The following is a 19,011-nucleotide window of genomic DNA, read 5'->3' on the forward strand; positions in this document are numbered from 1 at the left end:
TGGAAACCTTGTTCTATTTGCCGTGGAATCGGCATTAACTTTGCCGTGGAATCGGCATTAACTTTGCCGTGGAATTCGTGATTTTTTTCCCGTGGAATCCTTGTTCGCGATGGCGTGGAATACGCAGCCTTCGCGTCGCTCACGATCATCGAAAAAGAAATCAGCGGTCCAAATGACACGTGGTACCTCTCGCGCTTCATTCCGTACCGGACAGCGGAAGATCGAATTGATGGAGCGGTTTTAACGCTCGTCGACATCACGGCAAGGCGCAAAGCCGAAGCGGAAGTCAAAACAAGTGAAAGACGTCTACAGCTCGCTGCGCAAAGTACCGACGACTACGCAATCATTGTTCAGGATCAGGATGGGGTGATTGTCACTTGGAACCGGGGAGCGACGCGCATTTTTGGCTACGCCGAGGCCGAGGTTACGGGAAAACCGGTCGAGCTGATATATCTGCCGACGGATCGCGAAAGCCATGTTGCCACTGCGGAACGTCAGATTGCAACAAACACGGGACGATCGCAGGACGAGCGGTGGTATGTGCGAAAGGACGGCTCAAAGCTTTATTGCAGCGGCGTAACAACACCGTTGAAGGGCGATGGATTTAATGGCTTCGCAAAGATCGCCCGTGATTTAACTGACGGGAATACGGCCGAGAGCTCGAAGCAACTTCAGCAATCGCTCGAGCGATCGGTACGCGAGCAAGTCGAGGCAGCCGACCAACTGAAAAACGAGTTCCTGGCCGTGCTATCTCATGAACTCAAGAACCCGCTCAATCTAATCCATGTGAAGGCAGAGATGCTGACCCGCGCTCCTCTGGCGCGCGATCTCGCAGTCGTGCGTGACGCCGCCGACGCAATTCAAAAGTCGGTTGCGGCGCAAGCAACAATTATCGACGACTTGCTTGACATGTCTCGGGTCAAAACTGGCAAGTTGGCGTTCAACAGCCACCATATGGATATAGCCGCCACGATCATTACCGTCGGCGCTGCCATCGAGATTGATGCTGCTGAACGTGGGATTGGGGTGACACTATCAGGCGTTGAGACGGCTCTTACCGTTTGGGCTGATCCCGTTCGCATCGAGCAAATCCTTTGGAATTTGATTAGCAATGCACTAAAATTCACGCCCTCCGGTGGCGAAATTAACGTGACCCTGTCGCGCGAGAAGGGCTTTGCGTGCGTGGAAGTCGCCGATACAGGTCAAGGCATCGACGTGGCATTCATGCCAAAGATCTTCGATATGTTTAGTCAGGCGGACGGTGGGACTGCTCGCTCAAAGGGCGGCTTGGGCATTGGGCTCGCCCTTGTGAAGCAGTTGGTAGAAAGGCATGGCGGTCGAGTCACAGTGGACTCCGCGGGAGTAGGTCAAGGCGCGCGTTTCCGCATTTGGATCCCGACTGATAAAGCCTCCGAGCACGAGGCACCCCCCCAACACCTCGGCCTGGGTATTTTGAGAGATAAGCACGTTTTGCTTGTGGAAGATACGCAGGAGACGCTCGAAGCATTCCAAGCATTGTTGGAACTTGAAGGCGCGCACGTCCATGCAGAGTCGAATGGCGCCGGTGCGCTGCGTGCTGCGCAAGAGGGCCATTTCGACCTAATTCTGTCTGATATTGGTATGCCGCAAATGGATGGATACGAGCTAATCACAGCGATCCGGAAAATGTCCAAACACACGAGCACGCCCGCTATCGCGATGACAGGATTTGGCCGTCCACAAGATGCCAAGCGCGCTCTAGCGTCCGGTTTCAATGGTCATATAGGCAAGCCGGTGTCGCTCGACAAATTGGTTGCGTTGATCGCTCGCTGCGTACCAAGCTCAGCCACATAGCCGCCCCTAATTTGAATGCTTGCACACTCACGCGCTTCGGGATCGCTCCGTTAACTCATCCGATGTCGCTCATACTCGTGTCCAAGAAGGTTCGACGGCAATTTTATCGGTCTTTCAAAATCGAATGTATTGTCAGAATTAACTGCGGTCATTACGGCAGGAGTTGAAACGTCGCTTAAAAAAGCCCTTTTCCCGCAGCGCCGGCGAGCACCCAGACCGGGTAAGGCGCTGCGGAAGTCGTACTAAAAACCAACACCTACGCCAACGCCCCCCCCACCGAATCCGCCGCCACCCCATGTCCCGCCTCCGAGCCCTATCCCAACGTTGACAGGCGGTGCATAGTAGGCGCCGCCTTCATCAGGGCGCGCAACAGCGCATCCGGCAAAGGCGACTGCCAGCAACACAATGCTCAAGAACTTCATCATGATCGTCTCCCGTTGGGCGAGGACGGTTCAGCAACTATCGGTCCTCACTGGACAAAAGCGACGAGGCACCCTCTCTCGCTATGTCCGCGCACTTTCTTTATCCGATTCGCTCTCGTTGAGGAGCAGGTGTCCGCATGTGGCGGCATCAACGGGACGCGAAAACCAGTAACCTTGCAATTCGTCGCAGCCGTAGCGCAGCAATTGGCCACGCTGCTCTGCTGTTTCGACTCCCTCAGCAATCACCTGCAAGTCAAGTGTGCGAGCCATTGCGACAATTGCCTCGACAATTGCATGACTGCTCGATGCCGAGCCTAGTTCGCTAACGAAGGACCGATCAAGCTTGATCCGCTGCACGGGGAATCTTCGGAGGTATACGAGGTTGGAGTAACCTGTGCCGAAATCGTCGATCGCGATCCCAATGCCAAGCGCTTTGAAGCTGGCCAAAATGCGGATACTCTCTTCCGGGTCTTTCATCGAAAGGCTTTCGGTAATCTCAAGCTCCAGTTGCTCGGGCGGAACCCCGCAATCGGCAAGCACCCGAGCGACTACCGAGTCCAGCGCAGGGTTGTTGAATTGGCGAGCCGAAACATTGACGCCCATACGCAAAGCCGGCAATCCGTTGTTACGCCACGCGGCAGCTTGGGCGCACGCAGTCCGCAAGACCCATTCGCCAATGGGTTCGATCAGCCCCGACTCTTCGGCAAGTGGGATGAACTGCGTCGGGGGTAGCAAACCGCGCAAGGGATGCTGCCAGCGGATAAGCGCCTCTACGCCGACAATGCGTGCACTGGTTATCTCAACTTGAGGTTGGTAGTGGAGAAGGAATTCGTCGCGCTGCAGGGCCTGTTTTAGCTGCGTCTCCAGCTCTAGTCGTTCGCCAGCGCGCGAACTCAGCGCGGCCGTGTATTGCCACACCCGGTTGCCGCCAACTTTTTTGGCACCATACATTGCAGCGTCGGCATGCTTGACCAACGTGGTCGCATCCGCTCCGTCCCGAGGATAAACGCAGTAGCCCATGCTGCAACTGACGGACACTTCCCGTTCGGCAACAAGCACCGGCTCGGCAACAACGCGCAAAAGGCTATCGGTCAAGTCGGCAAACGCGCTGGTTGGCATGGGTTCGGTGAGCAAGAGAATGAACTCGTCACCGCCAAGGCGACCGAGGGTGTCGCCTAACCTCATGACGCGGCCGAGCCGCCGCGTCATGACTCTCAGTAATTCATCCCCTGCGGCGTGGCCAAGACTGTCGTTGACGAGCTTGAAACGGTCCAAATCAAGGAACAAAAGCGTGAGCGTCTGGTCGCGGTGCCGTGCGAGTTCGATGGCTTGGTCAATTCGGTCCATTAACAACGCCCGGTTCGGCAAACCAGTGAGCGGGTCGTGCATCGCTTGGTGACGAAGTTCCTGCTCGAAGCGTTCGCGCTCTTTCACCTCAAGATCCAGCCGCGCGACAGTGGCTTGCAGTCGCATTGCGGCATCCGCTGCAGCCGCATGCGCTGCTTGCAATGCCAATTCAGCTGTCTTCTGAGTGGTGATTTCATAATTAATTCCAACAAGGCCAATGATTTCACCGGCTTCATTGCGTACCGCGACCTTCGTCGTAACTAGCCACGCTTCCGCTTCAAGGAGAAGATATTTCGCATGCTCCTCCTGATTCAGAAGCGAGCGCCCATGCCTCAAAACTTCCTGTTCCTGCCGGTGGTACTCGCTAGCCAGCTCGAATGGATAGAAATCGAAATCCGTCTTTCCGAGTAACTCAGCAAAATTGGAAACTCCCATGCCTTGAGCGACTGCGTCGTTGGCGAACACAAAACGGCCCTGCATATCTTTTGCATAGATGCGGTGCGGCACGTTATGGGCAAGCGCGCGCAATAGCGTGTGTTCGAAGGCGCCCCTCGACACGCGTTCGATGTTTTTGTCCGCTAATGCGGCGTTTGAAAGTCGTTCAGAACGCACAGTCATATTTAATTTCGGGCTTACGGTTAAATGAGGTTTGCCGAAACCGAGCGAACCAAGAGTCGGATGAGTCATCCAGTAGGGATAACTGGTCTTTAAACGCCCATTGCGGCACGCGGGAATCCTCTACGAGACAACGGCGTGCTATTAATTTACTTTATACGGACATACCCGATAAAAATCTCACTTGATAAGGGACTTGTATATCAAGCGAGTTGCAGCTATTTGATTTGGCTGACTTTATTTTAGCTGTTATGACGCCCGGTGCCGACATAGAACTTCGAAACTGTCGATTAAACATAACGGCGATTAACAGCTGCCGCGAACAAGAGCGGTGGGACGGCGATGGCCGCAAAAGAGAATTCAACTGTCTTGTCACATGAATTGCGAAATCCCGTGACTGCCGTTTGCGTTTTCGCACTTACACAGTTTTCTTGAGTTTTCGGGAGCAAACGCTTGCGACCAGGGAATGAACCTGAGAGCAGAAAAGGCACGCGCCCATGTAGATGCCCGCCACCTGAACAAGCGTGGTCCCCGATCGGATCACGTGCAAAAAAAGCCCTGCCTTTCGGCAGGGCTGAAGGGTTCCCGCCGAGGGCGCGGAACCTGAGAGGCGTTCAGCATATCAGGCGTAACCGCTGCATGTGGCAAAATGTGGCAACCGTCGGGTCCCCAACTCGGAGGTTGCACCATCACCCCCTTCCAAAAGTCGCGAACATTGTCATTCCACTCCGCCCACCCCGGAGGAAAGCCGCCAACTTGATATCCACCTGGGCCACAGTCCCAAGGCTCTATATTTTGTACTTGCTTCTTGCAAGGCGCCCGGTGCTGACGAACTATCGCGATGTCGACACATTACTCGGCTGACTTGTTATTCACCGGCACCGGCTCCTCTTCTCCTGGATGCGGCCACGTGGCGAATGTAACAGGTCGCGTGAAGAGTAAAAAAATCATCTTGGTCCCCCTTGAAATTCCTTGCCCTTCTCCTATTTTGGATTCGAAAGCAGCCGCGGTTTTTTTTGCGTTGCGCGTTTCGATTGGTTTGTCAGAGATTTGGCAGACGAACTGGAGGGCGTATGCCGGTTCGGCTCCTGCCGCCTATAGGAGATTGCAGCCATGAGTGGCCTACTTATCAATATCAGCCCGTTCGATGAGATTAACCGCATGCAACGTCAGATGTCGTCGGTATTTGGCGGCCTGCCAACGAGCATCCGGGCCTCGCGTCTCAGTGCCTTTCCCCAAATCAACCTCGGCAGCACCGACGATTCGGTGGAGATCGTTGCGTTCGCACCTGGGATTGATCCGGCAAAGCTCGGAGTGACCGTAGACAAGGGGCTGCTCACCATCAGCGGTGAGCGTGCAGGTGTCGAATCTCCATCCGAAGGCCGCGCTTATGCGCAAGAGCGCTTCACGGAAGCTTTCGTCGGGCCATCGAGTTGCCGCGCGATGCAGATCCCGACAAAGTGAAGGCGCGCTATGTGAATGGCTGCCTTGCCATCAGCGTGGGCAAACGCGAAACGTCACGGCCGCGCACCATCGCGATCCAGTAATCAGCCTGTCACAACATTCGAGGAGGACAACATGAATACGCAAACTCAACTCGCAGAGCGCAAGCTCAACGCTCTTGCGCGGACCAACGAAGAAAACGCACGAAAGGGCCCCACGATCGCCCCGGCCGTCGATATCCATGAAGACGCTCATGGCATTACGCTGTGGGCCGATCTTCCCGGGGTGTCGCGTGATCGTTTGAACGTGCATGTGCAGGACGGGACGCTTTTCATCGAAGGCGAGGCATTGATCGATACGCCGGACGGGCTCCGCCTGCACCGTGCAGAGATCCGCGAACCTCGGTTCGCGCGTGCCTTTTCGTTGAACACCGATTTCGACACGTCGAAAATTGAAGCCAACCTGAACGACGGCGTGTTGAAGCTGAGCATCCCGCTCCGCGAGGAAGCGAAACCGCGCCGGGTAGAAGTGAGTGTTGGATGAGCCTAAAGGGCGCTCGCGGGCGTTTTCAACACCGCCGAGCGCCCAATAGATAGGAGAGCTCTATGGGATTTGAGACAGATTGGAAAACCTTGGGGAAACACCGGGTGCGCTTGCGTGCGACCCGCGGCTTCCCCACCGAGACGCTTCACACCGTAGCTGAGGTTGCACGTCTTGCGATCGAGAACAACATGTGCGCGCGCGCACGGCTCGTAGAGGTTGTATATCGTGATCAAGACAAAGCGTACGACGTCCTCGTTGGGACCACAGTATCCGACGATCGGCGTTGTGCGGCGCAGCTAGAGGTCGCTATAGCGACTGTGCTTGGCCTGCTGCCAGAGCAAATCACGATAACGGTTAACACGGTCGAACAAGCCGAAGTCGATTTGAACTTTGGTGTTTATGAGCGGCTGCTTTCACAAAAAATCGGCTCGGTACCACCAATACAGTGAATGACACCCTGCGCGCAGGCGGCTCCAGTGAATGACACCCCGCGCGCAGGCGGCTCCGAGTCGCGAGTCCAAAGGAGGCAAAGATTGTCTTGCGCGCCGAATAAGACTGGCAGCCCTTGGGCCGACGCACCTGCGCCTCTTTGACTCCTTTAGTCGTGCGCTATCGTATAAAGTGTTATAGGCCGCTTACTGAGCCTGTAGACGGCATAGACCGTATGCACCGCACCTAGCCGGGGTCCGGTGCCATGCGTGTGGGCTATCAGTCGTATTAACTTCGATGCCATAGCGTTTTTTGCCGTTAAAGCGATTTCGAATACGTGATTACCAGCCGACATCCTGTCCTCCGTTCGATTTTGGGGCAGACAGTGCATAAGGGGGATGAAGACAAGCCGGCGACTTAAGCCAAGGCAACTGCCGTCCATGGCCTACCCTCAACGAATTCATGTTTGTCGGTCCCCGGCTTGCTTTTGTAGCACCGGTTACAGCATAGAGTGCCTCAGTTTGCTGACCGTTGGTCGAGCTCGGTGACATTGTCATTGTAAGGGAGCGGTGCCCACTGATATGCGCTCTTATACCGCCGGACGTGGCCCAACCCCGGAAAAGAGATATGGTCGGATGCGACTACAATCCCACTTTTTGCCGCTTCACGGAGCAATTTTCTACGGCTTGCAACTGCCTGCGCAGGGACCACGTCATAGGCCACCGAAACACCGGGGTGTTCAAATTGCACTTCCGTTGAGTGGATTGTATCGCCCCAAAACAACATCTTATGTCCGTCGCTTTCGACATAGTAAACAGTGTGGCCCGGAGTGTGGCCTGGAGATGCAACAGCTTTGATCCCTGGCAGAATCTCGCTGTCAGACGTCACGTAGTGAACGCGGCCTGCGTCGACGTACGGGCCAACGGTTGCTCGGGATTGCTCGACCGTGCGGCGGTCATCCGGCGCTTTGAGCTTGTTGTCCTTGTCAAGCCAGTAATCAATATCTTTCTTGGAGACATACACCGTCGCGTTCGGGAAAACCCGCCGGCCACCAACTGTCAGCCCGCCCGAGTGGTCGCCATGGATGTGCGTTAGAAGGATAATATCAATTTGATCCGGACTGAAACCCGCAGACTCCATGCTTGAGACTATTTTGCCGCTAGTCGAACCGAAAAGTTCTCCAGCGCCGGTATCAATGAGCACGAGGTGGCTACCCGTCTTGACTAGGTACGCGTTAATCGAAATAGGAATAGGTTCGTGCTCGTGGTAGCTTGCAATAATTGATTGGACCTCCTTCCTTTTGCTTAGGATGTCTTCCAAATCGCGCCTAGCGATGCCGTCTGAGAGGGCTGTGATCTGGAACCGGCCAAGAGTGCCTCGATAGAACGACGGTGCCTGAGCCAGAGCCGAAGCTCTGTCGCCTGCTTGAGCGCTCATCGCGGTAACCAGTACGGTGAGGCCAATAAAAAATAAATACGATAGGTTCTTCGAGAGTTTCATGTTCGAATCCAAAGTAGCATTGAACGTTTCGAGTTGTTTAGCGCGGACACTACCGCCGTATCGCTCGCTTAGGGCCCGGGCGCTGCCGGATGCAGTCAAGCGCTTTGTCGTCTCAGAACACGGCCTGCTCGCTGCCCGGTGTGGCCGTGGCCTGCGAACGTGACCTCTCCATTTACGACAACGGTCTCAATACCTGCAGACGGTTGCGCTGGATCTTCATACGTTGCCCGATCAGAGACCGTAGCTGAATCAAAAACGACTAGGTCGGCATAATTACCGACGGTAACTGTGCCGCGGCGCTGGATGCCAAACGTCTTAGCAGTGAGACCAGTCATTTTCCATACGGCCGTCTCTAGCGAAAAAAGTTTAAGCTCCCTGGAATAGCGGCCGAGCACCCGTGGGAACGTGCCCCATAGGCGGGGATGCGGTTTATCATTAGTCGGTAGACCGTCTGAGCCGATCATCGTGTGTTCGTAGGCTAAAATACGTTGAACATCCGATTCATCCATGCTGAAATAGATTGCGCTCGCTGGCTGCAAACGCTTCGATGCTTCTTCAAGGGAGACGCCCCATGATGTTGCAATCTTTGAAAGCTCAAGGCCGACCAACTCCGGGTGTGATCCGCTTGATGCGATAAGCACGCGGCCCTGCAGACGCGATTCGTCTTGGTGAAGCATCGTCGAGCTTGCATTGTAAGGATAACAATCGAGAGCGACGCATTGGCACTTCATCGCAGCATCGATCATCGGTAGCGTAACAAGTGATTTCCCGAAGTTCTGTCCACGCGCCAACTTATGGTGTGATATGACTACGGGGACGCCAAGCAATCGTCCGATTTGGAGAGTTTCTTCGATTGATTCAACGCACCGGTCGGCCTCGTCGCGCATATGCGTAACATATATGCCACCTTTCTCGGCGAGCGGCTTACACACCCGCACGATTTCCTCTGTCGTAGCGGCTGCGGCCGGTGGGTAGTATGTCCCAGTCGAAAGTCCGATCGCACCGGCATCCATTGATTCCAACAACAAAGCCTGCATGGCGTGTACCTCCTTCGGACTTGCCTCGCGGTCAAGCTCATCCATCGTCGAGACTCGCAACGTCGTGTGTCCCACCATCGGTATCACGTTGACGGAGGCAGGTGACCGCTCGAGCGCGGCAAGATAGTCGCCGAAGTAGGAAAAGTTGGCAGCTTCGTGGGATTCACGGCTTGCAATTAGGCTGAGCGGCATTGGCCGCTCAGCTTTCCTGGCCAAAGGCGCCGTACTGATGCCACAGTTGCCTGTGACGACGCTTGTCACCCCTTGGGTAATTTTTGGCATCATTGCGGGATCCAGCAGCAGCGCAGCGTCATCGTGACTATGCGAGTCGATGAAGCCGGGGGCAACAATCTTCCCCGATGCATCAATGACTTGATTAGCGGACAGATGCGACGCGTCGCCGATAAAGACGACCTTGTCGCCCGCAATTCCGACGTCCAAATCACATCTGGGCCGTTTTGTTCCATCGATTAGCGTTCCACCGCGAATCAATATATCGAAATTTTGTCGTTCTCTCAGGGTCATGCGGTTTAACTTTCCACTGGTTGTGAAGGCGCTAACGGTCTTCGTCAGTGCCAAATATTGCTTGGAATGAAAACGAAGTCTAATGAATTTTCTTAGGTCGGTGATAACTCTGGTTTATGTGAGCCGTCGTGTTTGCGTAAAACGTTGCGCTTGCCGTAGAGTTGATGAGCTTACAATCTAAACTGATGAGGAAGGCACAGCGTGAGGCTCCGTCATATCGAAGTGTTCAGTGCCATTATTTCGACCGGCTCCGCGGCGGGCGCGGCTAAACTGCTTCATATATCGCAGCCGGCCATCAGCAAGGTCCTCAAGCATGCGGAACAGTCGCTCGGGTTTAGGTTGTTTCTACGGGATAGAGGGAAACTGGTGCCCACGCCTGAGGCATTAAGGCTTAGAGAAGAGCTAGGCCCCTTTGAAGACCACTTGCGGCGCATTCGACGCTTATCGGCAACGTTGGCTCACCGAGGTGAGCGCCCGTTGGCCGTCGCCGTCACGCCGGCGATCGCGTACACCGTGTTGCCACAGGCAGTTGCCGCGTGGCTCGAAGCGTTTCCCGATGCAAGTTGTGAGCTTGCCGTAGCCCACACACGTGAAATTGAGCAGGCTCTGCTGCTCGGTGAAGCGGAATTAGGTTTAACCATGCGCCCGATCTCGCACCCAAATTTGGTCGCAATGCCAATTCTCGATTGCAGTTTGTGCGCGATCGCGCCTCCGGGCTGGTGGTCCGAAGAATCGTTAACCCGTCCCCTTGAACCTAACGAACTCGTCAACACGCAACTGATCTCGATCGATGCGGATGACCACCTGGGGGCCTTGATCGCAAGCTGGATGGTCCACGCACCGGCAGTAGTGTCGCGCGTGTCCGTCCAGACATATCCGCTTGCTTATGCGCTGGTCGAAAATCGCGTTGGGGTCGCGCTCGTCGACTCACTTACGGCTCGATCAACCGGCGGGCGACAAAATGTACAGACGAGGCCGGTCACGTCGGATCAGTCGTTGCACGTCTATGCGGTCACCGAGCGCTCGAGGCCGCCTCCCAAAGTCAGCGAGCGCCTTCTGCAATTTCTGCGAGAGGCCACCCGCTAGCAAGGAGCGGAGCTCTATTCGAATGCAAGGCGCTGCCGACATAACCTGTGTTTATCGCCCCGTGACTTATTGATATTGGACGAGCTCGGCGGCAAAACCGACAATGCTCGAATAGACTTTTGAAGGACGAGCAGATGCACGTGGCTGTATTGGGCGGCGGAGTTACCGGGTTAGCGACGGCGTGGTATCTGGCTAGTGACGGCCACGAAGTCACCGTCGTGGAACGAAATGCTAGCGTTGCGCTCGAGAGTAGTTACGCGAACGGTGGACAGCTCTCGTATAGCTACGTGGCTCCACTCGCCGGCCCTGGAGTAATTTCAAAAATTCCACGGTGGCTAGCGCAACGACACTCACCGGTGCAGTTCCGTCCTCGTGCTGATATCGACCAGTGGCACTGGATATTGAAGTTCGTGCTGGCCTGTACGCGCACGCATAGCGAACTCGCCACACGCCGCCTTCTGGCACTGTCATTCCTAAGCCGTGATCTGATGCGGGACTTGATTAGATGCGAGCCGACACTGTCCTTCGACTACGCAAAAGCCGGAAAGTTAGTCGTGTACCGCGACGAGAATAGCTTTGCGGCGGCACAAAATCTTCTGCATCTCCAACGGTCTCTTGGATGCGAGCAACAAGTGTTTACAACTCGTGAATGCTTGGACGCCGAGCCGTCGCTAAATGGGTTTGCCTCGCAATTAGCAGGGGGCATTTTCACACCGAGTGACGAGACGGCCGACTGTTACAAGTTTTGTGCTGGATTAGCTGAAAAGCTAAAATCTAGAGACGTTAGGTTCCTGTTCGGAACTGAAGTCACCGCATTGCGTATCGACGGAGCGTGCCGCCCTCATCGCGTCACCATTCATGCCGATGGCCGACAGATCCCTGCGGATCAGGTCGTGGTTTGTGCCGGCGCCGCAAGCGCGAATCTGCTCAGACCGCTAGGCATCAGAGTTCCACTTTATCCGCTCAAGGGGTATAGCCTTACCGCCGAAATCTGCACACCCGATGCGGCGCCGCAGATAAGTGTCACCGATTTTGATCGCAAGATAGTGTACGCACGTCTCGGCGAACGCCTTCGAATCGCAGGTATGGCCGACATTGCGGGGCGCGATGCAAAGCCGGATCTCGCGCGGATCGAGTCGTTACGCGCCGAAGCCACACGAGCATTCCCGTCGGCCAGCGATTACACCTTGGCGGAGGCGTGGTGTGGATTACGGCCTGCAACGCCCACAGGTACGCCCTACATCGGCGCGACCGCATTCGCAAATCTCTGGCTTAACGTTGGGCAAGGCGCGCTCGGTTTCACGCTGGCCTTGGGGAGCGGATTGATTATTAGCGAACTCATTATGGGACGCAAGCCGTCCGTGCGAAGCGACGATTTCGCTATGCCTTTTTAGCTACGGCCACACCGGAAAGGCTTTGCAGTCGGGTTGCGTCGCAAACAAGGAGCAAATTCGTATGCCGATCGACATCACCGCAGACGTCGCGTTGGAAAAAAAGCCGGATTACGACGCTTGCGAAAAGTCGGTGCAGATGCTGCAACAGGCAATGGCTTCCGGAAAAGTCGCGGCTGTCGAACTTGTGCAGAATTATATCGACCGCATTCGAGCGTTCGACCGCGCAGGCCCGAGACTGAACTCGATCGTCGCGATCAACCCATCCGCCTTGAACGAAGCTGCGGCGCTCGACGCAGAGCGGCGCGCGAACGGTACACGCGGAGTCCTCCATGGAATTCCGATCCTTGTCAAAGACAATATCGACGTTGCGGGGATGCCGACGTCCGGCGGCTCGCTTGCCTTTGCAAACCTTTACCCAAAGAGCGATGCCTTTCTCGTTGGTCGGCTGAGAGCAGCAGGTGCGATTGTGTTGGGCAAGACTACGATGCATGAGCTCGCCGCAGGTGTAACTAACGTTTCGTCTCTGACCGGCTTTACACGCAACCCGTACGATCTGCGTCGGGTGCCCGGCGGATCAAGCGGGGGTACGGCAGTGGCCATTGCGGCGAGCTTCGCCGCTGTGGGGATCGGCAGCGATACCTGTGGCTCGCTGCGCCTGCCAGCGTCATGTCAATCTCTCTATACGCTCCGCTTGTCCCGCGGTCTCGCAAGCCGTTCAGGAATGATGCCACTGTCGACGACACAGGACATCCCCGGGCCGCTTGCTCGCACCGTTAATGATCTCGCCATTGGGCTTGACGCCATCGTAGGTGAGGATCCAGCAGACGTTTCCACGCTAGGGGCTGCAGCACATATTCCCCGCTCTTATTTAGCCGGAATTCGTGCAGATGCACTGGCTGGACTCAGGATTGGCGTAGTGCCGCAATTGTTCGGAAGCGCCGTCGATGAAGAGGAGGTATCTGAGATAAGCCGGCAGGCGCTGAACGCGATGCAGCGCCTGGGAGCTCAGCTGGTTGAATTCGACCTTCCTGAGCTTGAACAAGCGATGCGCGCCAGCAACGTGATCGCGTACGAGTTCCGGTTTGCGTTGGCTGATTACCTAAGTCGCTTCCCCGCCTCGCCGATAAGCTCACTGAGCGATGTCATTGCTGCTGGCTTGCACCACGAGCATCTCGATTCAGTGCTCAGGGCGAGAGATGCGGTCCGGGGACCGGATAGCCGAGCGTACCGGCAAGCCGTTGCACAACAAGCAAAACTGCGCGATATGGTTGAGTCGCTTATGGGGCGGCACGCTGTCCGGGTGCTCGCCTATCCTGCGCTGCGCCGCATGCCAACCTTCATCGGGGAAATCTTGCCGGCCGCGAATAGCCAGCTAGCGCCGGGGACGGGCCTCCCTTCCATCGTCATGCCGGCCGGCTGGACAAGCGACGGCCTGCCTGTTGGCATTGAGCTCATGGGCTCCCGCTATTGCGAGCAAGACTTGCTCAGCTATGCAAGCCAATGGGAAGAGCAGGCATGGACGCGCGCTGCGCCACCCGCCACGCCCTCTGTTCTCTCGCTCTCGCGGGCCAATCGTACGCTTTGTGGGGACGTTCGCTTTGGTGCGCATGCCGGCAACGACGAGTGCGTGCGCGTGCAATATACGCTCGACATTCTAACGGCAGAATTGAAATATGAGGCTTCGGTGGGACCGGACGTCGTCCATCGTCTGATAGCGGTCACCGTCCATGCAACATGCGACGGGTCGACCGGTCCTGTGTTCGTTAACTTAGTTATGAGAGGGGAACGTAAGAGATCCGACACGCTAATCCTCGCGCCTCATCAACTCGCGCGCTGGATGAACGGCGATATTGTGTTCCGACTCACTACGAGCAACGGAATCGAGGAAGCTCCTGCTGATGTGGTCTCGGATGAACGTTAAGGTCGAGCTCCAGCAGGCGGTCCTTCCCTAACTGACACGTACCTTATGGCTGACGATATCTTCGATCGCTTTGGCATGTTGGTCCGTCGAACATTAAACATTGCGATCTGCCGGGCCAAAGCGAGGCGAGAGGCAAAGACATGATAGGAGACGTTTGAATGAGTTCAAAGAACTGGCGCAAGGCGGCACTAATCGCAGTCATTTTCGTCGCTTGGGTGGTCGCGTACGCCGACAGGATTGTTATGAGCACGGCCGTGATCCCTATTGCACAGGAGTTCCAACTCAATGAGCAAGGGCGCGGATACGTCCTTGGCGCTTTCTATTTTACATATGCCTTCATGCAGCTTGGCGGGGGTTGGCTAGCTGACCGGCACGGCGCAAAGCGCGTGCTGACCGCATGTATTGTCATTTGGTCTATTTTCACGGCACTTACTGGTGCATCCTGGTCTTTCGCATCGCTTGTCACGATTCGTTTGCTCTTCGGAATCGGTGAGGGCGGTTTTGCTCCAGCAAACGCCGTGGCAATCGCCGAGAATTTCGAGAAGTGCGAACGTGGCCGCGTGCAATCGCTCATGTCCAGCACAGTATTTCTGGGCAACGCAGCCGGATCAATATTCGTCACCACCGTTATCGCAACTTACGGCTGGCGTTGGACGTTTCCGGCGCTGGGAGCATGCGGCGTGATAGTCGCCGCCGCGTTCGTCTATATGCTTGAGTCCCGTCCGAGTACGCGCGGGTACCGCGCCGTCGCCATTAAGGACCGTTCCCAGTATGTGCAGTTGCTGCGCAATCCGCTTACCTGGCGCGTTGGCCTGATTTGGTTCTGCACCAGCACCTTATTCCTTGGGCTGCAATCATGGATGCCATCGTACCTGCTGAAGGTACGAGGCATTGACATCCAGCACATTGGCGTTGCGTCGATGATCCCCTATCTCGTGGCATTCTTTGGCACCAACGCCGTTGGATACGTAATAGACAAGGCGGGCGCTCGACGATCAAAGCCACTGATGGCGTGCGGCGCGCTGCTTTCCGCGCTATTCCTCGTGCTGATGATGACAACTTCGTCACTACCGCTGCTCGTGCTCTACTGGACAATGTGTATCGGCGCGTTCACGATGGTATATGGAACCGTTTTCGCCGTCCCCCTCAAATACTTCCCCGATGAGCAAGTCGGCAGTGCAACAGGTCTGATCAATTTTGGCGGTCAGATGGCCGGATTCGTTGCCCCAGTGATAATGGGACATCTGATAAGAGGCTTCAACGGCTCGTACGTGGGTGCCTTCTCCTACCTTGTGGTGTCCGCCGCCTTAGCGAGCGTCATCGCGTCCACATTGAAAACGCCCAGTTCTGGCGACGACTCAGCGCGACTGGGCCTGGCAAACCGATGATCTTTGGCTCGACGCCACGGCCTCCTATGCGGCAACCGACACGCCCGGCGACGGGACCGACCGTCCGACGACGCGGGCACAGCACCGCGGCTAGTCGAACAGTTGTATGTTGAAAGGGTTTCGCGACGACCAAGGCGTACGGCAAGCCGTTGCCTGCAGCGACAAGGCCACGATGATTCGGTGGATAGCCATTCGCACTCATGGCGAAGGCGTAAGCCGATACGGGCGAGCGATGATTTATTTATAACACGCGTTGTCTTAACAGCAATCCGGCGAGGGCTGGGCAGGGCTCGCCAGCCTGACGTTGCAGGACTGGCATGGAGCACCTTTAGGCAACTGATATCGATGCAAGAAGAGGCCATACGCTCAGGCCCACCGATTGCCGCCAGTGCCTCGCAGTCCGCTTTGGCCAGGCCCACATGAGTGCGTTTTACGCGCGATGGCACGATGGCATTACGAGACGATGTTAATTGTGATTTCTTGAGATCTACCACGTGCCAGCGCGATTGTCGAATGCACCAACGCTTCTGCTTCAGCTTCAAAATCCGCGCCCGGGGTAGCCGCCCCTCTGGACGATAGGAGTTAATCCGATTTGTGCGGATTCGCGAACGCTGGGCGGGATTGGCTCAGGCATTTGCCCATGCAAGTTGCCAACTTGCATGCGTTGAGCGTGCGTCTGCTGAACGGCGACCTCACGCCAAACCGCGCATTAAGCGCCGAACTTATACGAGGCCGACGCGATATTTTGTGTTTTCGGTTCGCAGCACGTCTGCCGGATGTACTAGGCATTAGTTATTCGACGGATCACAGCGTCTGCAAACTCGATCGTTGAGGCAGTGCCTCCCAGGTCGCGAGTGCGAATATTGTCCGTGCGAAGTGTTTCACCAATCGCCCGTCGCAAGCGCTCGGCAAGGTCACACTTGCCGACGTGGTCGAGCATCAGGCCTGCTGCGAGTAAAACCGAGACGGGGTTGGCAACACCCTTACCCGCGATGTCTGGCGCGGATCCATGGACTGCTTCAAATATAGCTGTATCAACGCCGTGGTTCGCTCCAGGAGCCATGCCCAATCCGCCGACAAGTCCTGCCAACTGGTCGGAGAGAATATCGCCGAACAGATTCGTGCTTACTAGCATATCGAACTGCCACGGATTCAACACCAGTTGCATAGCGCATGCGTCGACAATCAGTCGTTCATTTCTACTCGACCTGCGTATTCCCGCGCGACGTCTCGAGCCACCTCCAGAAATAATCCAGTTAGAGCCTTAAGGATGTTTGCCTTATGCACTACAGTGACCTTTTTTCGATCATGTTTTAAGGCGTATTCGAATGCAAACCTCACGATCCGCTCGCACGCGTCGCGCGTGTTGACCCCTGTTGCGACTGCGACCGCCTTTTGATCGGAGCCGACGGGAATGAAATATTCGTGCGCCACATAGAACCCGCCCAAATTTTCTCGCACGAGAACCAGATCGATTCCATCATAACGTCCTGGGACGATCGTACGAACGGGACGGACGTTTCCAAAAAGCTGAAACTCTTCGCGAAGACGAACATTCGATGATCGAAAACCGTCGCCAATGGGCGTTGTCAAGGGGCCTTTGAGCGCGAGCTTGTGCTTCCGAATGCTTTTAATTGTTGCATCTGGTAGCGGGTCTCCGCTGCTCGTTACCCCAGCTAAGCCGGCTTGCTGTACGTCCCATGCGAAGGGAGATCCTAAAGCGTCTAAAATCTGGACCGTAGCAGCAACGACTTCTGGCCCTATTCCATCACCTGGTATCAGCGTTGCGGGGACTTGGCTTTCCGTCATAGTTTGGATATTGTTCACGTTACTACCTAGATCGTATTGGGATCTGCGCTTCGCCACGCTGCGACCCCGCCTAGTTTAAGTATGGCCTAGATTTAGCTGCCGACGCAAATGTGGGACGGGACACCCCACGCGTGGCGTTCTCTCATAATCGTTGCTCCGGCCGAGTTCCGTCAGCTTCTTCGATCGGCATTTGTGTACCATCATCCCCCGCGTTTATTAGATGCTTTATAACTTTTCTAACCGCACAGTGCCAGTACCATGTAAGAGCTATTTCTCGGAGACGATTTGAACTGCCCACACGTTATTTCCTCGAAGTTGGGACCTTACACTGACCTTGTTAGCGCCCTGTAACGTTGCGGCGGTGAGAGAGGTGTACTGTCTCGCGCTCGCGCTGACGCCTCCGATCGGTTGCCCCTGTAGCCCCGTCATTCGAACGGACAATTTAGGCTCTCGCTCCAAGCCGTGCTCCGCGGATTGTGTGGGTCAGTGCTCTCCGCAAAGGACCGCTCAAGCCGTTTGAGCAGCTTGCGTTGGTCATCCGAGAGATTGACGGGCGTCTCCACTTCTACGCGCACGTAGAGTTCACCGGTGACACCGGAGCGCAGACCCTTTACACCCTTGCCGCGCAGACGGAATATCTTGCCCGATTGCGTGCCCGCTGGTACTTTGAGGCTCACAAGGCCCTCCAGCGTAGGAACTTCAATATCGCCACCGAGCGCAGCCGTCGTGAGGGAAATTGGCATCAGGCAATGCAAATCGTCGCCGTCGCGTTCGAACAGCGAATGTTGCTTTAAGCGAATTTCGACAAACATGTCACCGCTGGCGCCGCCATTGACGCCGGGCTCACCCTTACTTGGCAGACGGATCTGCATGCCATCTTCGATACCAGCCGGAATCGTCACTTTCAGCGACTTACTCTCCTTTACTTTTCCAGTGCCCCGGCAATGGCCGCATGATTCAGGATTATAGTTGCCGTTGCCGTTGCCGTTGCACTTTGGACACGTATGCTGAATGCTGAAGAAACCCCGCAATACTTGTACTGTGCCGTACCCGCCACACGTCGGACAGGCAACCGGCTTTGTTCCGGCCTTGGCTCCCGTGCCATCGCATGGCTCGCAGTTTCGCCAACTCGGCACACGGATCTCAGTGACATCGCCGTGGACAGCCTGCTCCAATGAGATTTCGATGCTGCAGCGAAGATCAGCACCGCGATATGCCCGCGGATCGCGGCGACCCGCTCGGCCGCTCGTAGCATCTCTTTCAGGCCTACGGTCATGACTTGTATGACCCGTGGCATCGCCAAAGATGTCGTCAAATTCCTCTGCGAATTGGCTATAGGTCCGCTGGTCCGCACCGGTCATATTCGGGTCAACGCCTGCATGGCCATAACGATCATATGCCGCACGCTTCTGCGGATCCGAGAGCATTTCGTAGGCCTCTTTGACCTGTTTGAAACGCTCTTCTGCATCCTTGCCCTCCCGGTTGCGGTCAGGATGATGCTTCATTGCAAGTTTGCGGTAAGCCTTCTTTATTTCGGCATCACTTGAATTTTTGGTGACGCCCAAGATTCGGTAATAGTCACGTTTCGCCATTTTCCTAAGAAACTCACCTTCACGCTGGCGAGTCCTGAGGCTGTAGTGAATATCCAAATTGCGCCGCGCGGCGATGAAGCTGTTTGATGACACGGTCCCTGTACTGCTGTTCGTAATGATCCGCACC

The 19,011-nt window shown here is 55.8% G+C and carries 12 protein-coding genes and 2 pseudogenes; 8 read left to right on the forward strand and 6 right to left on the reverse strand.

All coding sequences use genetic code 11. From position 1 onward, the window contains the following. Window positions 1–114 precede the first annotated feature (114 nt). Window positions 115–1,833, forward strand: a complete 1,719-nt coding sequence (locus ACRXB1_RS11240; protein ID WP_449492040.1) for an ATP-binding protein — start codon at window positions 115–117, stop codon at window positions 1,831–1,833. Window positions 1,834–2,075: 242 nt separating this feature from the next. Here the strand turns inward: ACRXB1_RS11240 and ACRXB1_RS11245 are convergent, their stop codons facing one another. Beyond that, window positions 2,076–2,258, reverse strand: a complete 183-nt coding sequence (locus tag ACRXB1_RS11245; protein ID WP_449492041.1) for a hypothetical protein — start codon at window positions 2,256–2,258, stop codon at window positions 2,076–2,078. 78 nt (window positions 2,259–2,336) lie between these two features. Beyond that, entirely contained in the window at window positions 2,337–4,289 is a 1,953-nt protein-coding gene (locus ACRXB1_RS11250) for a sensor domain-containing protein (RefSeq protein WP_449492042.1), read from the reverse strand. Window positions 4,290–5,330: 1,041 nt separating this feature from the next. Here ACRXB1_RS11250 and ACRXB1_RS11255 point away from each other — a divergent pair. From ACRXB1_RS11255 to ACRXB1_RS11265, 3 genes and pseudogenes are all read left to right on the forward strand, one after another. Beyond that, window positions 5,331–5,764 (forward strand): annotated as a pseudogene (locus ACRXB1_RS11255) (Hsp20/alpha crystallin family protein). A 31-nt stretch (window positions 5,765–5,795) separates the two neighbouring features. Next, window positions 5,796–6,203: an Hsp20/alpha crystallin family protein gene (locus ACRXB1_RS11260; protein ID WP_449492043.1), complete on the forward strand. Its 408-nt coding sequence runs from the start codon at window positions 5,796–5,798 to the stop codon at window positions 6,201–6,203. A gap of 62 nt (window positions 6,204–6,265) precedes the next feature. Next, entirely contained in the window at window positions 6,266–6,652 is a 387-nt protein-coding gene (locus ACRXB1_RS11265) for a hypothetical protein (protein WP_449492044.1), read from the forward strand. Window positions 6,653–7,148: 496 nt separating this feature from the next. Here the strand turns inward: ACRXB1_RS11265 and ACRXB1_RS11270 are convergent, their stop codons facing one another. Next, on the reverse strand, window positions 7,149–8,132 hold the full coding sequence (locus ACRXB1_RS11270) for an MBL fold metallo-hydrolase (RefSeq protein WP_449492045.1): 984 nt from the start codon (window positions 8,130–8,132) through the stop codon (window positions 7,149–7,151). 95 nt (window positions 8,133–8,227) lie between these two features. Beyond that, the gene (locus tag ACRXB1_RS11275) at window positions 8,228–9,694 is read right to left on the reverse strand and encodes an N-acyl-D-amino-acid deacylase family protein (RefSeq protein WP_449492050.1); all 1,467 of its coding nucleotides are present in this window, start codon (window positions 9,692–9,694) and stop codon (window positions 8,228–8,230) included. Between the two features lie 201 nt (window positions 9,695–9,895). Here ACRXB1_RS11275 and ACRXB1_RS11280 point away from each other — a divergent pair, with 201 nt between their 5' ends. The 4 genes from ACRXB1_RS11280 to ACRXB1_RS11295 all read left to right on the forward strand — a co-directional run bounded on the left by ACRXB1_RS11280 (window position 9,896) and on the right by ACRXB1_RS11295 (window position 15,483). Beyond that, entirely contained in the window at window positions 9,896–10,780 is an 885-nt protein-coding gene (locus ACRXB1_RS11280) for a LysR family transcriptional regulator (protein ID WP_449492046.1), read from the forward strand. A gap of 119 nt (window positions 10,781–10,899) precedes the next feature. Further along, a complete protein-coding gene (locus ACRXB1_RS11285; protein ID WP_449492047.1) occupies window positions 10,900–12,174 on the forward strand; it encodes a D-amino acid dehydrogenase in 1,275 nt (424 codons plus the stop codon). A 61-nt stretch (window positions 12,175–12,235) separates the two neighbouring features. Beyond that, complete coding sequence (locus ACRXB1_RS11290; RefSeq protein WP_449492048.1) at window positions 12,236–14,095, forward strand: amidase; 1,860 nt, start codon at window positions 12,236–12,238, stop codon at window positions 14,093–14,095. Between the two features lie 158 nt (window positions 14,096–14,253). After that, entirely contained in the window at window positions 14,254–15,483 is a 1,230-nt protein-coding gene (locus tag ACRXB1_RS11295) for an MFS transporter (RefSeq protein WP_449492049.1), read from the forward strand. A gap of 781 nt (window positions 15,484–16,264) precedes the next feature. Here ACRXB1_RS11295 and ACRXB1_RS11300 read toward each other — a convergent pair. Both ACRXB1_RS11300 and dnaJ read right to left on the reverse strand, forming a co-directional pair. Next, window positions 16,265–17,292, reverse strand: a pseudogene (locus ACRXB1_RS11300) (isocitrate/isopropylmalate dehydrogenase family protein). Between the two features lie 425 nt (window positions 17,293–17,717). Further along, window positions 17,718–18,884: a molecular chaperone DnaJ gene (gene dnaJ / locus ACRXB1_RS11305; RefSeq protein ID WP_449492051.1), complete on the reverse strand. Its 1,167-nt coding sequence runs from the start codon at window positions 18,882–18,884 to the stop codon at window positions 17,718–17,720. Window positions 18,885–19,011: the final 127 nt, after the last annotated feature.

This window comes from Caballeronia sp. M23-90 (genome assembly GCF_053574605.1).

Bases quoted from the DNA above. Each gene is read 5' to 3' on its own strand.
- ACRXB1_RS11265 (WP_449492044.1), top strand. From the start codon at position 6,266: ATGGGATTTGAGACAGATTGGAAAACCTTGGGGAAACACCGGGTGCGC.
- ACRXB1_RS11275 (WP_449492050.1), bottom strand. From the start codon at position 9,694: ATGACCCTGAGAGAACGACAAAATTTCGATATATTGATTCGCGGTGGA.
- ACRXB1_RS11245 (WP_449492041.1), bottom strand. From the start codon at position 2,258: ATGATGAAGTTCTTGAGCATTGTGTTGCTGGCAGTCGCCTTTGCCGGA.
- ACRXB1_RS11290 (WP_449492048.1), top strand. From the start codon at position 12,236: ATGCCGATCGACATCACCGCAGACGTCGCGTTGGAAAAAAAGCCGGAT.
- ACRXB1_RS11250 (WP_449492042.1), bottom strand. From the start codon at position 4,289: ATGACTCATCCGACTCTTGGTTCGCTCGGTTTCGGCAAACCTCATTTA.
- ACRXB1_RS11270 (WP_449492045.1), bottom strand. From the start codon at position 8,132: ATGAAACTCTCGAAGAACCTATCGTATTTATTTTTTATTGGCCTCACC.
- ACRXB1_RS11295 (WP_449492049.1), top strand. From the start codon at position 14,254: ATGAGTTCAAAGAACTGGCGCAAGGCGGCACTAATCGCAGTCATTTTC.
- ACRXB1_RS11260 (WP_449492043.1), top strand. From the start codon at position 5,796: ATGAATACGCAAACTCAACTCGCAGAGCGCAAGCTCAACGCTCTTGCG.
- dnaJ (WP_449492051.1), bottom strand. From the start codon at position 18,884: ATGGCGAAACGTGACTATTACCGAATCTTGGGCGTCACCAAAAATTCA.